At 66.5% G+C, this 18,286-nt stretch carries 10 protein-coding genes; 4 read left to right on the plus strand and 6 right to left on the minus strand.

Going from position 1 to position 18,286, the window contains the following annotated elements:
* Positions 1–19: 19 nt before the first annotated feature.
* Positions 20–523, minus strand: a complete 504-nt coding sequence (locus E2N92_RS00520; RefSeq protein ID WP_220681757.1) for a DNA-deoxyinosine glycosylase — start codon at positions 521–523, stop codon at positions 20–22.
* A complete protein-coding gene (locus E2N92_RS00525) occupies positions 520–2,667 on the minus strand; it encodes a helix-hairpin-helix domain-containing protein (protein ID WP_220681758.1) in 2,148 nt (715 codons plus the stop codon). The genes E2N92_RS00520 and E2N92_RS00525 overlap by 4 nt, the downstream gene beginning before the upstream one ends.
* Before the next feature lie 384 nt (positions 2,668–3,051).
* Between E2N92_RS00525 and uvrA the strand changes: the two genes are divergently transcribed.
* Genes uvrA through uvrB form a run of 3 tightly spaced genes read left to right on the plus strand, consistent with a single transcriptional unit; the run spans position 3,052 to position 9,349 of the window.
* Positions 3,052–5,865 (plus strand): excinuclease ABC subunit UvrA, encoded by a 2,814-nt coding sequence (gene uvrA / locus E2N92_RS00530; protein ID WP_220681759.1) that lies wholly within the window; start codon positions 3,052–3,054, stop codon positions 5,863–5,865.
* A complete protein-coding gene (gene uvrC / locus E2N92_RS00535) occupies positions 5,862–7,412 on the plus strand; it encodes an excinuclease ABC subunit UvrC (protein WP_220681760.1) in 1,551 nt (516 codons plus the stop codon). Before uvrA ends, uvrC begins: the two co-directional genes overlap by 4 nt.
* Complete coding sequence (gene uvrB, locus E2N92_RS00540; RefSeq protein ID WP_220681761.1) at positions 7,409–9,349, plus strand: excinuclease ABC subunit UvrB; 1,941 nt, start codon at positions 7,409–7,411, stop codon at positions 9,347–9,349. The genes uvrC and uvrB overlap by 4 nt, the downstream gene beginning before the upstream one ends.
* Positions 9,350–9,428: 79 nt before the next feature.
* Here uvrB and E2N92_RS00545 read toward each other — a convergent pair whose 3' ends face one another.
* The 4 genes from E2N92_RS00545 to E2N92_RS00560 form a co-directional block, all read right to left on the minus strand.
* Positions 9,429–10,217 carry a CheR family methyltransferase gene (locus E2N92_RS00545; protein WP_220681762.1) on the minus strand — a complete coding sequence of 263 codons (789 nt, stop codon included), beginning with the start codon at positions 10,215–10,217 and terminating at the stop codon, positions 9,429–9,431.
* 19 nt (positions 10,218–10,236) lie between these two features.
* Positions 10,237–12,732 (minus strand): methyl-accepting chemotaxis protein, encoded by a 2,496-nt coding sequence (locus E2N92_RS00550; RefSeq protein ID WP_220681763.1) that lies wholly within the window; start codon positions 12,730–12,732, stop codon positions 10,237–10,239.
* 21 nt (positions 12,733–12,753) lie between these two features.
* A complete protein-coding gene (locus tag E2N92_RS00555; RefSeq protein ID WP_343222872.1) occupies positions 12,754–13,581 on the minus strand; it encodes a ParA family protein in 828 nt (275 codons plus the stop codon).
* Between the two features lie 380 nt (positions 13,582–13,961).
* Positions 13,962–17,648 (minus strand): bifunctional RecB family nuclease/DEAD/DEAH box helicase, encoded by a 3,687-nt coding sequence (locus tag E2N92_RS00560; RefSeq protein WP_220681764.1) that lies wholly within the window; start codon positions 17,646–17,648, stop codon positions 13,962–13,964.
* A 111-nt stretch (positions 17,649–17,759) separates the two neighbouring features.
* On the opposite strand from E2N92_RS00560, the gene E2N92_RS00565 reads away from it, so the two are divergent.
* Complete coding sequence (locus E2N92_RS00565; RefSeq protein ID WP_220681765.1) at positions 17,760–18,284, plus strand: YeeE/YedE thiosulfate transporter family protein; 525 nt, start codon at positions 17,760–17,762, stop codon at positions 18,282–18,284.
* Positions 18,285–18,286 lie beyond the last annotated feature (2 nt).

Raw genomic sequence — 18,286 nt, forward strand, 5'->3', positions numbered from 1 at the left:
TGGAGTGAGCCGCATCGGTTTAAACCTTCGTGCCTGCGCCCGTCCGCACCACCGCCCGCCATGCCTCGGTCTTCTCTTCGATGGTGAGACGGGCGTTCGCCGGACTGGTCGAGGGGAGGGCGAGCACCCGCACGCCCGGGCGCTCCCATACGGTGGGGTGGACGCGCCGGAGCCAGTGTTCCGCCGCCCGGCCGTTGAGGGCGATGATGCAGACGGTCGGGTGGCGGTCGAGGAACCCGGGGATGTCGTTTGCCGCCACCTCCCGGATCGAGGCGTCGCTGCTCCCGTCCCGCGTGCACGCCCCGACGACGTCCCAGAGCGCGATCCCGGCCGCCTTCAGCCCTTCCAGCCGTTCGGCATAGGAGCGGTCGGCCGGCACCCCGAAGAGCGCCTCCATCACCCGCCAGAACCCGTTGCGCGGGTTGCCGTAGTATTCCCGGACGCGGAGCGAGACGACGCTCGGGAAACTGCCGAGCACGAGAATGATCGGCGACGGACCGACGACCGGGGGGAGGCCGCTCATCCCCGCCGACGCTCCCGCATCGAGAGGGCGATCCGCCGGCGGATCAGGTCCACCGAGAGGACGGTGACCGCGACGCGGTCGTGCACCCCGACGACGTCGAGGGGGCGGGCGACATAGGCGTCGGCGAGTTCGCTCACATGGACCAGGCCGTCGGTCCCGACTCCGACGTCCACGAAGGCCCCGAAGGCCGTCACGTTGGTCACGGTGCCCTGCAGGGCCATGCCTGGCGCGAGGTCGTCGATCGAGGCCGGGGTGCCCTCGTAGGCGCTCAGGTCGAAGGGCGGCCGCGGGTCGCGGCCCGGGGCAGCGAGCTCGGCGCAGATGTCGTGCACCGTCGGGAGACCGACGGCACCGTGCACATAGCGTTCCGGTTCGACCTGCCCGAGGAGGGCCGGGTTGCCGACGAGGTCGCCGACCCCGACCCCCAGGTCGTCGGCCATCGCCCTGACGACCGGAGTGTGCATCGGGTGGACGGCGGTGGCGTCCAGCGGGTCGGCGCCGCCGACGACCCTGAGGAACCCGGCCGCCTGTTCGAAGGTCTTTGGCCCGATGCCGGGGACTTTGAGGAGGGCCCGCCGCGAACCGAAGGGCCCGTGCTCCTCCCTGAAGCCGACGATCCGTGCGGCCTGCGCCTGCCCGATCCCGGAGACCCTCGCGAGGAGCGGGGCGCTCGCCGTGTTCACCTCCACCCCGACGGCATTGACGGCGCTGACCACCGTGTCGTCGAGGGCCGCGGCCAGGAGTCGGCCGTCGACGTCGTGCTGGTACTGCCCGACGCCCAGGGCCTGCGGGTCGATCTTCACCAGTTCGGCGAGCGGGTCCTGGAGGCGCCGGCCGATGGAGACCGCACTCCTGAGGGTGAGGTCGAGGTCGGGGAACTCCCGGCGGGCCTCCGCCGAGGCCGAGTAGACCGAGGCCCCGCACTCGCTCACCGTGATCACCGGCACCCCCAGGCCGAGGCCCAGCAGGAAGGCCCGCGCCTCCCGGCCGCCGTGGCCGTTCCCGACGGCGACCACCTCGACGCCGTACCTCCGGCAGAGGTCGGCGAGCACCGCCCCGGCCTTCCCCTCCTGCCGGTGCGGCGGGAGGGGACGGACGACCGTCGCGTGGAGGAGCGTCCCCTGCCGGTCCAGGCAGGCGACCTTGCACCCGGCCGCGAAACCGGGGTCGACGGCGAGCACCGTCTTTCTCCCGAGCGGGGGCGCGAGGAGGAGGCGTCTGAGGTTGGCGGCAAAGACCTGCACCGCCTCCTCGTCGGCCCGCGCCTTCGCGGCCGCGAGGCTCTCGCGCTCCATCGCCGGGGCAAGGAGGCGGCGGTACCCGTCCTGCACCGCCGCGGCCACCACCTCGCTCGCCGGCCCGCGGCCCCGCACTCCCATGAGGCCGAGCGCCCGCCTCTCAGGCGGGGCGACGGTGACCGAGAGCAGCCCTTCCCGCGCCCCGCGCAGCACCGCGTGGACGCGGTGACCTGGCATCGCCCTGAGCCGCCCGGTATATCCTGCATAGTCGGCGTACGGGGTGGCGGCGAGATCCTTCCCGCGGGCCGCCCGCACCGTGAGCACCCCCGCCTCCATGAAGAGCCGGCGCATCGACGCCCTGACGCCGGCGTCCTCCGAGACGGTGGCGGCGACGATGTCGCTCGCGCCGGCAAGCGCCGCCGCGGCGTCGGCCGGGCCGTCGGGCCTGACATACCTCTGCGCCGCGGCGAGCGGATCGGCGCACTCGCCCCCGAGCAGGGCCGCGGCCAGGGGGGCCAGCCCCAGTTCACGCGCCGCCGAGGCGCGGGTCCGGCGTCCGGGCCTGAACGGAAGATAGAGATCTTCGAGGACGGCCAGACTCTCCGCCCCCATCACCCGTGCCGCCAGGTCCGGGGTGAGCACGCCCTGCTCCCTGAGCGACGCGAGCACCGTCTCCCTCCGCTCTTCGAGCCGCTCCATCGCCGCAAGCCGATCCCTGACCGCCGCGATGGCCACCTCGTCCAGGCACCCGGTCGCCTCCTTCCGGTACCTCGCGATGAAGGGGACCGTCGCACCGCCCGCGAGGAGCGTCGCCGTCCCTGCCACCTGCTCTTCCCTCACCCCGAGGGCCGCCGCAATCCAGGCGGCGAACCGACATGCCCGTTCCCCGGCCGTTCCTGTCTCCATCCTCTCAACTCTTGGACCCTCCGGGCATAAAGGCACCTCGGGAGCATGCGATCGCGAGTTTTGTCTGGGGAAAAAATCCTCACGTGGTGTGCCTTCCCTCCACTCGCGCCGGGGGCGCTGCCCCCGGAACCCCGGGGACGAAGATAGGGCGGGAAGGCAGAGAGAGATGGACACGAAGAGGATGGTGCCGCCCCCCGGCGCGAGACGGCGAAAAAGATCCTGCGATTGGGGGCGGCACTCTCTGCGTCACGCTCTCCTCCCGGCAATCGTTATGTTCGTGCACCCGGACGCGAGAACAAAAGCACCAGACACCTGATCGATCCGTTCACTTTCACTGCCCGCTCCCACCCTTCTATTAGGGTCAGGGACAAGACGATCCTGAAGATGAAACACCTCGTGATCAGGGGCGCGAGGGAACACAACCTCAAAGACATCACCCTCTCGCTCCCCAGGGACCGTCTCATCGTCCTCACCGGCGTCTCCGGGTCAGGCAAGTCGACCCTTGCCTTCGACACCATCTACGCCGAGGGACAGCGACGGTACGTCGAATCGCTCTCCGCCTATGCCCGCCAGTTTCTCGGGCTGATGCAGAAACCTGACGTCGACGCGATCGAGGGGCTCTCCCCCGCGATCTCCATCGAACAGAAGACCACTTCCAAAAACCCGCGCAGCACCGTCGGCACGGTCACCGAGATCTACGACCACCTCAGACTCCTCTTCGCACGGATCGGGGTGCCGTACTGCCCCGAGCACGGGACCAGGATCGAGTCGCGCTCGCCCGAGGCGATCGCCGACGCCGTCGCCGGGAGGTTTGCCGGGCGGCAGGTGACGGTCCTCGCTCCCGTGGTCCGCCAGAAGAAAGGGACGTACGCCCAGCTCCTCAAGGACCTGGACGCCGAGGGCTACGCCCGCGTCCGTCTCGACGGCGAGATCGTCAGGACCGACGAGGAGCATCCGCTGGAGCGGTACGTCAAGCACGACATCGACGTCGTCGTCGACCGCCTCGACCCCGCGGCCGAACGCTCGCGGCTCGTCGAGGCGGTGGAGGCCGCCGTCGCAAAGTCGGACGGTCTGGTCGTCGCCCTCGGCGAGGACGGCGAGGAAGAGACCTACTCCGCCAGAATGGCCTGCCCGGTCTGCGGACTCTCCTTTGAAGAACTCCAGCCCAGGATGTTCTCCTTCAACTCCCCCTTCGGCGCCTGCGAGGAGTGCAACGGCCTCGGGTTCAAGACCGAGTTCGACCCGGACCTCATCATCCCCGACCCCGAGATGTCCCTCGTCGACGGGGCGGTGGCGACCTACCGGAACTTCCTCGACGGCTACCGGGCCCAGCACCTCGGGGCCGTCGCAAAACACTTCGGGTTCTCGGTGCTCACGCCCATCAAAGACCTCACGCCGGAGCAGTATCATGTCCTGATGTACGGTGCGCCCGACAGGATCCACTTCTCGGTGAGCACCAGGAACGGCGACGCCAGCTGGTCGCACACCGGCGCCTGGGAAGGCCTGCTCCCCCAGGCCGAACGCCTCTTCCAGCAGACGAAGTCAGAGTACCGCCGCCACGAACTCCAGAAGTTCATGCGGGTCCTCCCCTGCCCGGCCTGCGGCGGCAAGCGCCTGAAGGAGAAGGTGCTCGCCGTGAAGGTCGGCGGCAAGAACATCATCGAGGTGACCGACCTGCCGGTGAGCCAGGCGGTCGAGTTCTTCGAGAGCCTCAACCGCTCCCTCACCCCGAAGGAGACGGCGATCGCCGCCCAGGTGCTCAAGGAGATCAGGGCCAGGCTCTCCTTCCTCCAGGAGGTCGGGCTCGGCTACCTCACACTTTCCAGGAGCGCCGGCACGCTCTCAGGCGGCGAGGCCCAGCGGATCAGGCTCGCCACCCAGATCGGCTCCAACCTCACAGGGGTGCTGTACGTCCTGGACGAACCCTCCATCGGGCTCCACCAGCGGGACAACCGGCGACTCATCGAGACCCTCCAGAAACTCCGGGACCTGGGCAACACCATCGTCGTCGTCGAGCACGACGAGGAGACGATCAGGGCGGCCGACCATGTGGTCGACATCGGGCCCGGCGCCGGGGTGCACGGGGGTACGGTGGTCGCCGAAGGGACGCCCGCGGAGGTGGCGAAGAACCCCGCCTCCCTCACCGGGCGCTACCTTTCCGGCGATCTCTCGGTCCCGGTCCCGTCGTCGCGCCGGACCAACGGCGAGTACCTCACCCTCACCGGGTGCCGGGCGCACAATCTCAGGGGGATCGACGTGGCCATCCCGCTCGGCACCCTCACCGTCGTCACCGGCGTCTCGGGCTCGGGCAAGTCCACCCTCATCGCCGACACCCTATACCCGGCCCTCGCACGAAAGATCTCGGGTGCCCGGACAAGCCCCGGCCCCCACGACGCCCTCACCATCGACGCTCCCGTCGACAAGGTGGTGGTCATCGACCAGAGCCCGATCGGCCGGACGCCCAGGTCCAACCCGGCGACCTACACCAAGGTCTTCGACGAGATCAGGAAGGTCTTCGCCGAGACGAAGGAGGCGAAGGTGCGGGGCTACAAACCGGGCCGCTTCTCCTTCAACATCAAGGGCGGGCGGTGCGAGGCCTGCCAGGGCGAGGGCGTCATCAAGATCGAGATGAACTTCCTCCCCGACGTCTTCGTGGAGTGCGACGAGTGCAAGGGGCAACGGTTCAATGCCGAGACCCTGGAGGTGAAGTACCGGGGCAGGTCCATCGCCGACGTCCTGGCCATGACCGTCGACGAGGCCACGACGTTCTTCGAGCACGTCCCCTCGATCAGGAACAAACTCGAGACCCTCTGCGAGGTCGGGCTCGGCTACCTCACCCTGGGCCAGAGTTCGACCACGCTCTCGGGCGGCGAGGCCCAGCGGATCAAACTGACCCGCGAACTCTCGAAGCGGGCGACCGGACAGACGGTCTATCTCCTGGACGAACCGACGACCGGGCTCCACATCCACGACGTCAGGAAACTCGTCGCCGTCCTCGACGGTCTGGTCGAGAAGGGGAACACCGTGGTGGTCATCGAGCACAACCTGGACGTGATCAAGTCGGCCGACCATCTCATCGACCTCGGGCCGGAGGGCGGGGACGGCGGCGGGAGGGTGGTCGCCACCGGCACGCCCGAGGAGGTGGCCGGGGTGAAGGAGAGTTATACCGGCCACTACCTGGCAGAGATCCTGCCATGATCGACCTCGCGCTCGTCCCCGAAGAGCCCGGCTGCTACCTGTACCGCGACGCCGACGGGACGGTGATCTATGTCGGCAAGGCGAAGCACCTGAAGCGACGGGTGTCGAGTTATTTCCAGAAGCACGACCACGACGCGAAGACGCAGAAACTCATCGGGCAGATCGCCTCGGCCGAGTTCATCGTGACCGGAACCGAGGTCGAGGCACTGATCCTGGAGAACACCCTCATCAAGCGGCACCAGCCGAAGTACAACATCGACCTCAAGGACGCCCGGCGGTACGCTTACATCCACCTCAGCGCGGACGCGTTCCCGCGGATCGCGATCGCCCGCGAGGTCGGTGACGACGGCGAGTACTTCGGGCCCTTCGTCTCCGCGAAGGAACGTGACGAGGTGCTCGAAGTGGTGAAGAGGGCCTTCGGTCTCCGCTCGTGCCGGCGCCTCCCGAAGCGCCCCTGTCTCCGCCGTCACCTCGGCATCTGTGCGGCGCCGTGTACCGGGACGATGCCCGAGGAGGAGTACGCCGCACGGGTGAACCGAGCACGGGCCGTGCTGCGGGGCCGGGGAAACGATCTCATCGAAGAGATGGAGGCCGAGATGGCCGAGCGGTCGGAGCGCCTTGAGTTCGAACGGGCCCTCGAACTCCGCGACGAGATCGCGGCGGTGCGGCACCTGGCCGAACGGCAGCGGATGGAGCGGCGGACCGACCACGACGAGGACATCATCGCCTACCAGGAGCAGGACGGCAATCTTTTCCTCCTCCTCTTCCATGTCGAGAAGGGCACCCTCACCGGAAAACAGGAGTACGTCTTCGAGGCCTCGGACGACGCCGTCGAGGAGTTCCTGGTCCAGTACTATGGGGAGCACGCCCCGCCGAAAGAGGTGGTCCTCCCGACCGGGGTCGGCGAACCGGTCGCGGACTACCTCGCCGACCGCCGGGGGGGGAAGGTGCGGGTGACGGTCCCGCAGCGGGGCGACAAGAGACGGCTCCTCGACCTCGCGGGCAAAAACCTGGACCTCACCTTCTTCGCCGACCGGATGAAGGTCGAGGCCCTCAGGGAAGACCTCCGTCTCCCCGACCCCCCGAATGTCATCGAGTGTTTCGACATCTCCCACCTCGCCGGCACGGCGATGGTCGGGTCGATGGTGCAGTTCAGGGGCGGGCGGCCGGACAAACGGAACTACCGGCGTTTCAAGATCAGGACGGTCGAGGGGATCGACGACTTCGCGGCGATCGCCGAGGTGGTCGGCCGCCGGTACGCCCGTCTCCTCTGGGAGGGGAAGTCGATGCCCGACCTGGTGATCGTCGACGGCGGCAAGGGGCAGTTGAAGGCGGCGACCGACGCGATCGCCGCCCTCGGCCTGCGTCTCCCGATCATCTCGATCGCCAAGCGCGAGGAGGAGATCTATGTGCCCGGTTTCCCGCACCCCCTCCCGATCAAAAACGACGCCCGCTCTTCCCTCTTCGTGCAGGAGATCAGGGACGAGGCGCACCGCTTTGCGATCACCTACAACCGCTTCCTGCGGAGGAAGGCGATGAGAGGATGACTGAATTTGAATTGGATGCGGCATTTGTCCCGAAGGGTTCGCAGCCAGGGGCGATCAAAGCACTGACCGCCGGGATCGAGGGCGGCGAGCGGTTCCAGACCCTCCTCGGCGTCACCGGGTCCGGGAAGACCTTCACGGTCGCCAACGTCATCGAGGCGGTGCAGCGCCCGACCCTGGTGCTCGCCCACAACAAGACCCTGGCGGCACAACTCTACCACGAGTTCTCGGGATTTTTCCCCCAGAACCGGGTGGAGTACTTCGTCTCGTACTACGACTACTACCAGCCCGAATCGTACCTCCCGAGAAAGGACCAGTATATCGAGAAGGTCACCTCCGTCAACCCCAAGATCGAGCAGATGCGTCTCGCGGCCACGGCCTCGGTGCTCTCGCGGCCAGACACCATCATCGTCGCCTCGGTCTCCTGCATCTACGGCCTGGGCAACCCGGCGAACTTCAGGGGGATGGGCTTCGAACTGAAGCACGGGGACCGGGTGCGGCGGGCCGATCTGTTGGAGCGCCTGGTCGAGATCCAGTACGAGCGAAACGACCTCGACCTCGCCCCCGGACGGTTCAGGGCGAAGGGCGACACCATCGACCTCATCCCGGCGTACTTCAACGACATCATCAGGATCGAACTCTTCGGCGACGAGGTGGACCGGATCTCGGAGATCGATGCGGTCGCCGGGAAGAGAAAGGAGACGATGGAGTACTTCTATCTCTACCCGGCCCGCCACTTCGTCGCCACCGAGGAGGAGCGCAAACGGGCGGTCGTCTCCATCAAAAAGGAACTCGACGAGGTGCTCCCGACCCTCGACATCTTCGAGGCCCACCGTCTCGAACAGCGGGTCCTCTTCGATATCGAGATGATCGAGGAGACCGGGAGCTGCAAGGGGATCGAGAATTATTCCCGCCACTTCGACGGGCGCAGAGCGGGGGAAAAGCCGTACTGTCTCCTCGACTATTTCCCGGACGACTTCCTGATGGTCGTCGACGAGAGCCACCAGACTCTCCCGCAGGTGCGGGGGATGTACCACGGCGACCGTTCCCGCAAAGAGACCCTGGTGAAGTACGGCTTCCGCCTCCCCTCGGCCTTCGACAACCGCCCCCTCACCTTCGGCGAGTTCGAGGGGTACATGAAGAACGTCATCTGCGTCTCGGCGACGCCCGGCGCGTACGAACTGCAGCACTCGGCCGGGGTCGTGGAGCAGATCATCAGGCCGACCGGGCTCGTGGACCCGGTGGTGGAGGTGCGCCCGGTCGAGGGGCAGGTCGAGGACGTGATGGAGGAGATCAGGCGGACGATCGACCGCGGCGACCGGGTGCTGGTCACCACGCTCACCAAGCGGCTTGCCGAGGAACTCACCGACTTCCTCGCGGAGCAGGGTATCAAGACCAGATACCTCCACTCTGAGATCAACGCCCTCGAACGCACCGAGATCATCCGCCGCCTCCGCCTTGGCACCTTCGATGTGCTGGTCGGGATCAACCTCCTGCGGGAGGGGCTCGACATCCCTGAGGTCGGGTTCGTCGGGATCCTGGACGCCGACAAGGAGGGGTTCCTCCGCGACGCCCGCAGTCTGATCCAGACCATCGGCCGGGCGGCACGCAACGCCAACGCCCGCGTGGTGCTGTACGCCGACCACGAGACCGACTCGATCCGCACCGCCCTCGCCGAGACCGAACGCCGCCGGCAGATGCAGGTCGCCTACAACCGGGCGCACGGGATCGTGCCGCAGACGGTCACCAAACCGGTCCCGGCAAAGGAGGTGGACCTCACCGACACGAAGCATGTCCCGAAGGCCGAGATCCCCAACCTCATCATCGAGATGGAGGCGCAGATGCACGAAGCGGCGGAGCACCTCGACTTCGAGCGGGCGATCCTTCTGCGCGACCAGGTGAGGGAGTTGAAGGCGAAGAGTGAAAAATCAGCTTTGTAGAACGCCCCCCGCAGGATGAAGACGGGCCGGGAAGACAGAATTCGAAAGAGGGAGTTGCCCCCCCTCGCCGATCTTCATTCTATTTCTTGATGAAGATCTTCTGTATCGGGTCGAAGGGAGCGAAAAGGTCCTCGACCTCCCGTCCCAGATACTCGGTCTTGCCCATCACATAGTAGCCCCCCATCCCGAGAGACCCGTGGATCATCCGCACCAGGTCGGTCTTCTGTTTCTCGTTGAAATAGATGGTCACGTTCCTGCACGAGACGAGGTCCAGAAAACGGGCCGCCGGGATATTGGTCATCAGGTCGTGATGGGAGAAGCGGATCAGGCTTTTCAGTTCGGGCTTTGCCTCGTATTTCCCGTCCTCGGTGCGGGTAAAGTGCCGCTGGATCTGCCGCTCGTTGAGGTTCTTGAGGGCCCGGGCATCGTACACGCCTTCCCGCGCCTTCTCGAGCACTTTCCGATCGATATCGGTCGCATAGATGGTGCAGTCGATCTCGTGCGTGAACGAGAGGTCCCTGGCAAGCATCGCGTAGGTGTACGCTTCCTCGCCGGTCGCACACCCGGCACACCAGATCCGTATCCGTGTCTTCTTCTTGAGGATCTCGGGGAGCACCTGCTGGCGCACCAGCGAGAAGACCTCGGGGTCGCGCAGGAACTCGGTCACATTGATGGTGAGCGCGTTCCTGAGAAGATCCTTCTCGTCCGCCTCGGAGAGGAGATATTTGTGGTAGTCGGCAAACGATTCGTTGCCTGAGATCCGCATCCTGGAGAGGACACGGCGGCGTATGTAGTCTTCCTTGTAGTTGGAGGTCTTGATCCCCACAACTCGCTCGATCGTCCGGTTGAGTGCTGCAAAGTCGTCCATGGTGGCTGGTCCCTGAATACTATTGAGTTTTGAAGGTGCCCATCTTCCCTTTCAGTTCGGCCGAAAGCCCTGCAAGTTCCTGGGCGGCGCTCCCGACCTCCTGCGTCGAGGCGCTGACCTCCTCGGCGAGGGCGGCCATGTCTTCCGTCTGCTTGAGGTTCTCTTTGGTCTTGCTCGCGGCCTGCTCCATCATCTCCATGATCTTGCCGGTCTCCTCGGCCTGGTCCTCGGTCGCCCGGGTGATCTCGGTGATCGCACTCGCGGCGTCGTTGATGTCGGCACTGATCCTGGTGAGGACGGTGATGGCGCGGTTGACGCTGTCGATCCCCTCCTGGATCTCCTGGTGGGAGGCCCGCATCGATTCGGCGGTCTGCTCGCTCTCTTTCTGGATGGAGGCGATCAGTTCCTCGATCTGCTGGCTCGCCTCTCTCGAGTCGCCGGCCAGGTTCCTGATCTCGCCGGCGACGACGGCAAAGCCGCGGCCGTGCTCGCCGGCCCTGGCCGCCTCGATCGCGGCGTTGAGGGCGAGCAGGTTGGTCTGGCTGGAGATCTCGTTGATCAACTTCACGATCTTGGTGATCTCGTGCATCTGGTCGTTGAGGTGCCCGATATCCCTGACCGTCGCCTCCGAGACCGTCCCGACGGCCTCCATCTTCTGGTACGCGATTTTTCCGATCTCAGCCCCGGCCCGTCCTTCCTCGACCGAGGCCTGGGCCTTCTGCATGATCTCCTGGGTGGTGCTTGCGATCTCCTCGATCGATGCCGAAAGGTCGGAGATGCTCCGGTTCACGCTCTCGATACTCTCGAGAAGGTCGCGGGAGGACTCGGAGGACTGCTGGGTCGCGAGGGCCACCTGCTCGGTGGCCTTGCCGATATCGGCCGCACCCCTGCCGGTCTCTCTGGAGGTCTCGTCCAGGAAGTTCACGGCCTGGTTCACCTCCTCGATGATCGCCCTGAAGTTCTCCAGCGAATGGTTGTAGTCCGTCTTCACCGCGGCCAGGAGGTCGTCCTCGCCGATGGCGACGCCGGTGGAAAGGTCGCCGTCGGCGGCGGCGGCCATCACCGTGCCGAGTTCGGCGGCATTCCTCTCGATCCGCCGCGCCCGCTCATCGGCCTCGGCCATGAGGGCCTTGATCTCCTCCTCCTTCTCGCGCTGCCTGGTGACGTCGTTGTAGACGATGATGATGCCGGTCAGGTCGCCTCCGGCCGAGAGGAGGGGGATCCCGTACTGCTCGAGGATGTGGGTGCCGCTCGGGAGTTCGACCGTTACTTCGCCGCGGCAGCGCCTCCTGTACTGGAGCGCCTGCTTGAGTCCTTCGCCTTTCTGTTCGAGGATCCTGAAGGAGCGCACGCTCATCCCCTCCAGGTTCCCGAACGGGATCCCTGACATCGCGGCATAGGCCTCGTTGGCCGAGATGATGGTGAGGTCAGGGGAGAGGAGGAGGATGGGCATCGGGTTCTGGTCGACGATCGTCTGGGTGCGGATCTGGAGGTCTTTGATCTCGGTCATCTCCTCCTTGAGTTGCGCTTCCTTCTCCCTGACGTCGGTGACGTCGTAGAAGATGAAGAGGGCCCGGTCGGTCCGGCCCGCCTGATCGACGAGCGGGATCCCGTACTGCTCGACGACCTTGCTCTTCTTTCCGACGGTGAGTTCGAGCGTCGACTGCGTCTTTCTGCCCCGCGAGAAGACGTGGTTGTTCCTGTCCCCGGCAAGGTGCTTGATCCCGACGCGGCTCTTCGCGCCCGAGGTGAGGCGCTCTTTGGAGTCCTCCATCAACTCGCAGTAAGCATCGTTGAGAGCGAGCACCTTCAAGTTCCGGTCGATGAGGGCCATCGGCATCGGGTTTTCCAGGAAGACGGTCTGCAGCCAGAGGTCGGATTTCTCTTTCTCCTGCATCCGGGAGAAGATCGCCTGGATCGCATCGGCAAGGTTCCTGAGTTCGTCGGTATAGACGGCGGCGTCCAGGTGCAGAGAGGCGTCGCCGCCGAGGGCGTCGGCCATCTTTTGCACCGACGCCTTCGACCCGGCCACCTCCTCTTCCAGTCTTGCGACGGCCGCCTGGTGCTCTTCCTGTATCCTGGCGGTCTCTTCTTCCAGTCGTGCAACCGTTGCCCGATCTTCCTGCACCCTCTCGAGGGTGCGGTTGAACACCCCGGCGAGGTCCTGCAGTTCCGGGGAGAGGGTATCGGCCCTGACCGGTGCAGGAGATGCACTGGCAAGGGCCTGCTGCAGGGCGCCGGTGAGCGCGGTGACCGCTTCGTCGGGTACCCCTGCAGGGGCCTTTTCTTCCTGCATCTTTGAAATGACCCCGGCGACGGCGTCTGCAAGAGCTTTGAGCTCTTCAGGGATCTCCTCAGTGTCCACCGGCACCGAGAAGTCGCCTTCCAGCGCCGACCGCAGTGCCGCTGCCAGGTCGCCGACCCGCTCCATCAGGGCCTCTCTCTCCTCCTCGTTCCCGTTCAGTGCCGACGGCGCGGCAAAAAGTGCCTGTCTTCCAGGTTTTTCCGAAATCATCATCTCCACCTCTGTATCTGATCAGTTCCACTCGCCCACGAAGGCCGCGATCTCCCGATACGCCGCGCCGGCGGGACAGTCCGGGGCATAATGGGAGATCGGGAGGCCGTGCTCCTGCGCCTCCGGGACCTCCGGGGAGTATGGGACGATCTCCACCCTGAGAAAGGTCCTGGCCGCCTCGGCCTCGACCGGGTCTTTCTTCTCTTCGTCGTCGTCCGGTGCGAAACGGCGTCTCATCCAGGAGAAGAACCCTCGGGGTCGCTCAGGCGGGGGCGTCCGCGCGGTGATGAGGGCCATCTCGGGCCTGATGCTCACCCCCACATGCGCCTCGATGTCCCCGAAGATCGCCTTCATCGTCGCGACGCCGCCCAGGGCGAAGAACCCGGGGTCCAGGTTGACGACGACATGGTCGGCGGCGACCATCCCGTTGATGACGAGCTGGCCCATGCTCGGCGGGGTGTCGACGAGGACGACGTCATACGCTGCGGCCCCGTCGGCAAGGGCGTCCCTGAGGATGGTCGCCCGTCCTTCGACCGAGTAGAGGTAGGGTTCGGCCCCGACCAGGTCGAGAGAAGACGGGAGAAGATCGATCCCCGATTCGGTCGTGACCACCGCCTCCTGCAGCCCGACCTCAGGAAAGTCCTCGACCCTGCTCATGAAGAGGTCATAGATGCTCGTCTCGGAGGACCCCGGAACGACGCCGAGGCCTGAGGTCGCATTTGCCTGGGGGTCGCTGTCCACGACCAGGACGCTCTTCCCCGCCTTCTGAAGATACCCCGCGATGTTGAGGCACGAGGTCGTCTTGCCGGTCCCTCCTTTATGGTGGGCAAATGCGATGCACCGAATGATCTCACCCTGTTATGAGAATTTCACATGATTCATTATAAAGATTTATATTTTGTATATATTTTATATTCGATATTCTTTTATTTCAGTCGGTTTTTCTCCCTTTGTTCCCGGCAAAAACTCCAGGAATTCGGGCCCGGTACACATCTCTCCCTCTTTCATCAGAATCGGGCATGAGTCAAGAGCACGCCTCAAGCATATGGGATGAACATTTCAGATCAAATTTGATCAATTCTTGCCCCTCATCCCTGCGTTCGAGGAGCGAATCGAAGTCGAGCATCATGCCGCCCCTTGGCTATCTTCGTCGTGGGGGGTTCCGGGGGAGAACTCCGGCCGGCGAAGGCTCCATCTTCTCGAATCCCTCCGGTCGTCCATCCCCGGATTCAGGCCGTCCTGTACACGCTCACCCTCCCGGCCCCGTCAGGAGAGAACTCGCGCATTTCGCCCCTATCACAGAAGGCGAGGAGGGCAAGCATATGTTCGAGCCCTGCCGCCGCCTTCTCATGTCTGAGCAGGTCGAAGGAGGGTTCCAGGAGGGGACGGGGCAGGAAGACGATGCACTTGGCCCGCGCCCGCGTCACCGAGACGTTGAGGCGGTTGAGGCTGTAGATGAACGCGGCCTCTCGCAGGGCGGTCTCGGTATCGCTGACGCCGTAGGAGACGATGACCACCTCGCACTGCTGGCCCTGCATCTTGTCGACGGTATCGACGAAGGGCTCGGAGTGCCAGGTGCGGCGGCCGGCGAGGGCCTGGTTGATCGCCGCGATCTGGGCGTGGTGCGGGCTGACGATGAAGAGCCCACGGCGCCAGAAGGCGCCGTCGCCGCTCTTCGATGCCGGATAGGGCGTCTCTTCGTCAGGCCGGCAGAGCCTTTCCCGCAGGGCGCAGGCGAGGTCGGCGACCAGTCCGGCCTCTTCCCGGTTCTCGACGGCGGCCCGCACCTCCTCCAGCACGACGACGACGAGTGGATAGGCGGGGTCCAGGACATACTCGAGGAAGGGGTCGCGGGCTTCTCCCTCCAGGAGCCGGATCCGCTGGCCGGCGACGGCTTCGGTTGCCGGGCGGTAGCCGCTGCCGTACAGGCTCTCTGCCGAGAAGCGGGAGAGCGTCTCGTTCATCCGCCAGTTCTCGAGGAGCTGGACGGTGAAGGAGTCGTCGCCCTCCCCGTCCCGGCGTCTCATCCAGGCAAAGATCGAGTCCTGCAACTCGTTCTCCTCCTCCTCCTCTTCGGCGGTGCTCGCCACGACCGGCGGGAGCTGGAGGTCGTCGCCGGCCAGGACCAGTCTGCCTGTCCCGTCGAGGAGGGGGAGGAGGAGCGCGAGTTCGCCGAACTGCATCTGCGAGGCCTCGTCGATGATGAGGAGGTCGAAGGCCGGGAGGTGGGTGCGGTACTTGTGGAAGGCCTGCGCCGTCCCGCCGAGGACAAAGCGTTCCGGCACCTTCGTCATCTTCTTGACGACGTCGCGGCCGAGGACCAGGAGGGCGTGGCCCTTCGGGCTGGTCGCCTTCTCGAGTTTGCAGACCGAGAGGTCGAGCCCGAAGTCCCCGGCCGTCAGGTCCTGGAGTTCGAAGAGGAGGTTCTCGATGGCGGCGTGGGTGAGGGCGCTCACCGCGATCCTGACCCGGCCCTTCTTTGCCCGGGCGATCTCGAGGACCGTGTGGGCGAGGAAGTGCGTCTTGCCGGTGCCGGGCGGGCCCCAGACCAGGGTGAGCCGGTTCTCGAGGATCCGGGAGAAGGCCCGCCGCTGGCTCGCGGTGAACCCGGCGAGCGCCTCCGGGTCGGGATGGCAGAGGGCGGGCATCGGCACGGCAAAGGCCCGCGGCTCCCTGAGAAGCGTAAGGAGGTCGCTCTCTCTCATGGCGTCGGACTCCTCGATCTGCTCGAGGACCCTCGCGGAGGTGAAGTCGGTCGCCCGCGGGAAGAGGAGGGCGTGGTCGCCGGCCTCGAACTGCTCCTGCTCGGCGGCGCACCTGACCGCGAGGACGAGCCGCGCCACCCGCCCGTCGCGGTTTGTCTCGACCTCCGTCACCCCGGCAAACCTCACCTCGCCCTGTGGGGGTGCGGTGGTGGCGGCGTACAGGGAGTCGTCGAAGGCCCGGGCGGCCCGCAGTCCCTCGGCGGTGTCGGGGACGAGGAGGTAGCCGGGGAGGCCGCCGGTGGTGGGGAGCGCCGCCTCGTCGAGACGGGAGAGCACCTGCCAGCGTTCGCCGTCGATACACCGCAGCCTGACCCTGACCCCGGTCCATTCGGCCTCGGCCTGCGGGAGGCACCGGGCCCGCCGCACCTCGGCCGCCGCCGTCGCCGCCTCTGTCCTGACGGTCGCCGCAAGGGCGTCGAGTTCAGGATGGTCGTACCGGTGGACCGGTGGGAAGGCGAACTTCTCGGCCCACCGGTGCGGGCGGGAACGGTCCCTGACGGCGCTGAGCAGGTCGCCGGCGGTGCGGAGCCGCCGGGCGACCTCGTCCCTCGTCCACTCCAGCGCCTCGGTGCGCCCGCCGTACCACGCCATCGCGACGGCGTCGCTCTTCATCCGGTTGCCGAGCGCCGGCCAGAAGAGGTCCGAAGGTTTGAACGCGGCCGGGTGGTCGGGGCCGAGAAGAGCGGCGAGGGCGTCGGGGAGGCGGGCGGCAACCGGCACCGGCAGGGCGGCCGACCCGGCAAGGACGCGGGAGAGCACCACCACCGGGTACCTGGTCCGGTTGCCGTTCACGCCGGCATAATACTGAAGAAGCGGGAGGGCTTGGGGTGCGATCTCCGGGTCGTCGGCGCATTCCCTGAGAAGTTCGAGGAGGAGGAGGCGTTCGCCTTCGTCGAGGACATAGGTCTGGAGCGAACGCTGTTCGGTGAACGGGTGGCCCTGGTTGTATTGGTCGAGGGTCTCGAGTTCCCGGTGGAGCGCCCTGACGAATGCTTTCCCGACCTCCCCGCACTCCTCCGGGCTCGCGGCGACCTCTACCCGGACCGCTGACGGGGCGGGGTAGACGTCCTTGCCCTTGAACCGCCTGAACCCGGCGGCATAGAGCCGGCCCCCGATTGGTTCTTTCTGGAGGGTGAGGACGACCCCGATGCTCTCGTTGATCGGGAGGGAGGGCGAGGCCCCGTCGAGCGAGACGACCTCGCCGCTCGTGAGAGCCCTGACCTGCCGTCTGAGCCGCTCGCCCTTCCCCCGCAGCGAGCCGCACCGTTCCAGGACGTCGTCTGCCGCCGGGTCGGCGAGGAACTCCTCGAGATCGCCGAGGCCGTCGACCCCGAGGTCGTGGAGGTAGCGCCTGGCCCCGGTGGTGAGACCGGGCAGGAGGGAGACCGACTTTCTCTCCTCCGCCTCCCGCCGGCACGAAGCAAAGAAGGGGCACGCCTCGCAGCCGGGCCTGAGGTGCCAGGGGAGGTCGTGGGGCGGGGTGCGCATGATCGCCCCGAGGTCGCGGGCGAGGAACGCCTCCAGCACCCGGAGGTCGGGGGCGATCTCCACCGTCTCCGGGGCTTCGGCGTCCTGGAGCCAGACCCCGGCGCAGGCGTGGTCGACGCTCCGCCCGATGCCCTGCTCCTCCAGCACCGCCTCGATGATGAGGGCGTACAGGGCGACCTGGACGCGGTGGCCGATCTTCACCTGGTCGGTCGCCTTGAGGTCGATCACCCGGAGGCGCTCGTCGCCGAGAGACCAGATGAGGTCCGGGTGGCTCTCGTGAAAGGCGCAGACCGTCGGGTCGAGGCCGAAGCGCTGGTAAAATCCCGGCGGGGCGACGAGGGTGGACTGGTAGATCCCGGTGCCCGCCGGCGCCTCGGCGAGGAGACGGAGACTTTCCTGCACCCCGAACCGCCGTTCATGGAAGGGGCCGGCCCCGGGCGCGACCAGCACCTCGCCCGGGATCCGTCGGCCGACGACCTCCTCCTCCCACGCAAACCCCTTCTCCCTGAGCAGGTCGGTGACCATGCTCTGCTCTTCCACGGGTTCAGGGATGCCGAGGGCGGGGCGGGCCTGCGGCGGGGCGGCGGCGTACCTGAGGAACCGCGGGCACTGATGATGAAAATAGCGGGCGACAAGGGAAGGGCTGAGGTTGCTTGGGGGCATCGGTTAGATCTGTTGTGAGGGAGGGCACAAATAGTCGGCGGCCCCGGCGCACATTCTTATAGCGCGGTGCCGACGGGGGTGCGTGTGCCATGCACACGGGGGGAGTCTGATATGGTCTTAGAATATCTTACGGCGCCGCTCTGGTCCCCGTACCTCGCCGGGGTCGGGGTCGGCGTGATGGCGGTGCTCTCGTTTCTTCTTGCCGACCGGCCGCTCGGGTGCTCGACGGCGTTTGTCAAGACGAGCGGAATGGTCGAGGTCGCGGTGCGGGGAGAAGGAGTGAAGGAACATCCGTATTACCGAAAATATGTCCCGCAGGTCGACGGCTCGTGGATGATCGTCGTCGGGATCGTCATCGGGGCGTTTCTCTCGGCCATGCTCTCGGGCGTCTTCGCCCTCGCCTGGGTGCCGCCGCTCTGGGGTGAGACCTTCGGGTACGATCCGGTCGTCCGCGTCCTGGTCGCCCTGGCCGGCGGGTTTCTCCTGGGGTTCGGTGCCCGGTGGGCCGGGGGGTGTACGAGCGGGCACGGGATCAGCGGGACACTTCAGCTCTCGGTCAACAGCATCATCGCAGCGGCCTTCTTCTTCATCGGCGGGATCGCAACAGCGATGGCGATCTACGGGGTCCCGTTCTGAGG

Origin of the sequence: Methanofollis formosanus (assembly GCF_019633745.1) — an archaeon.
GTDB lineage: Archaea > Halobacteriota > Methanomicrobia > Methanomicrobiales > Methanofollaceae > Methanofollis > Methanofollis formosanus.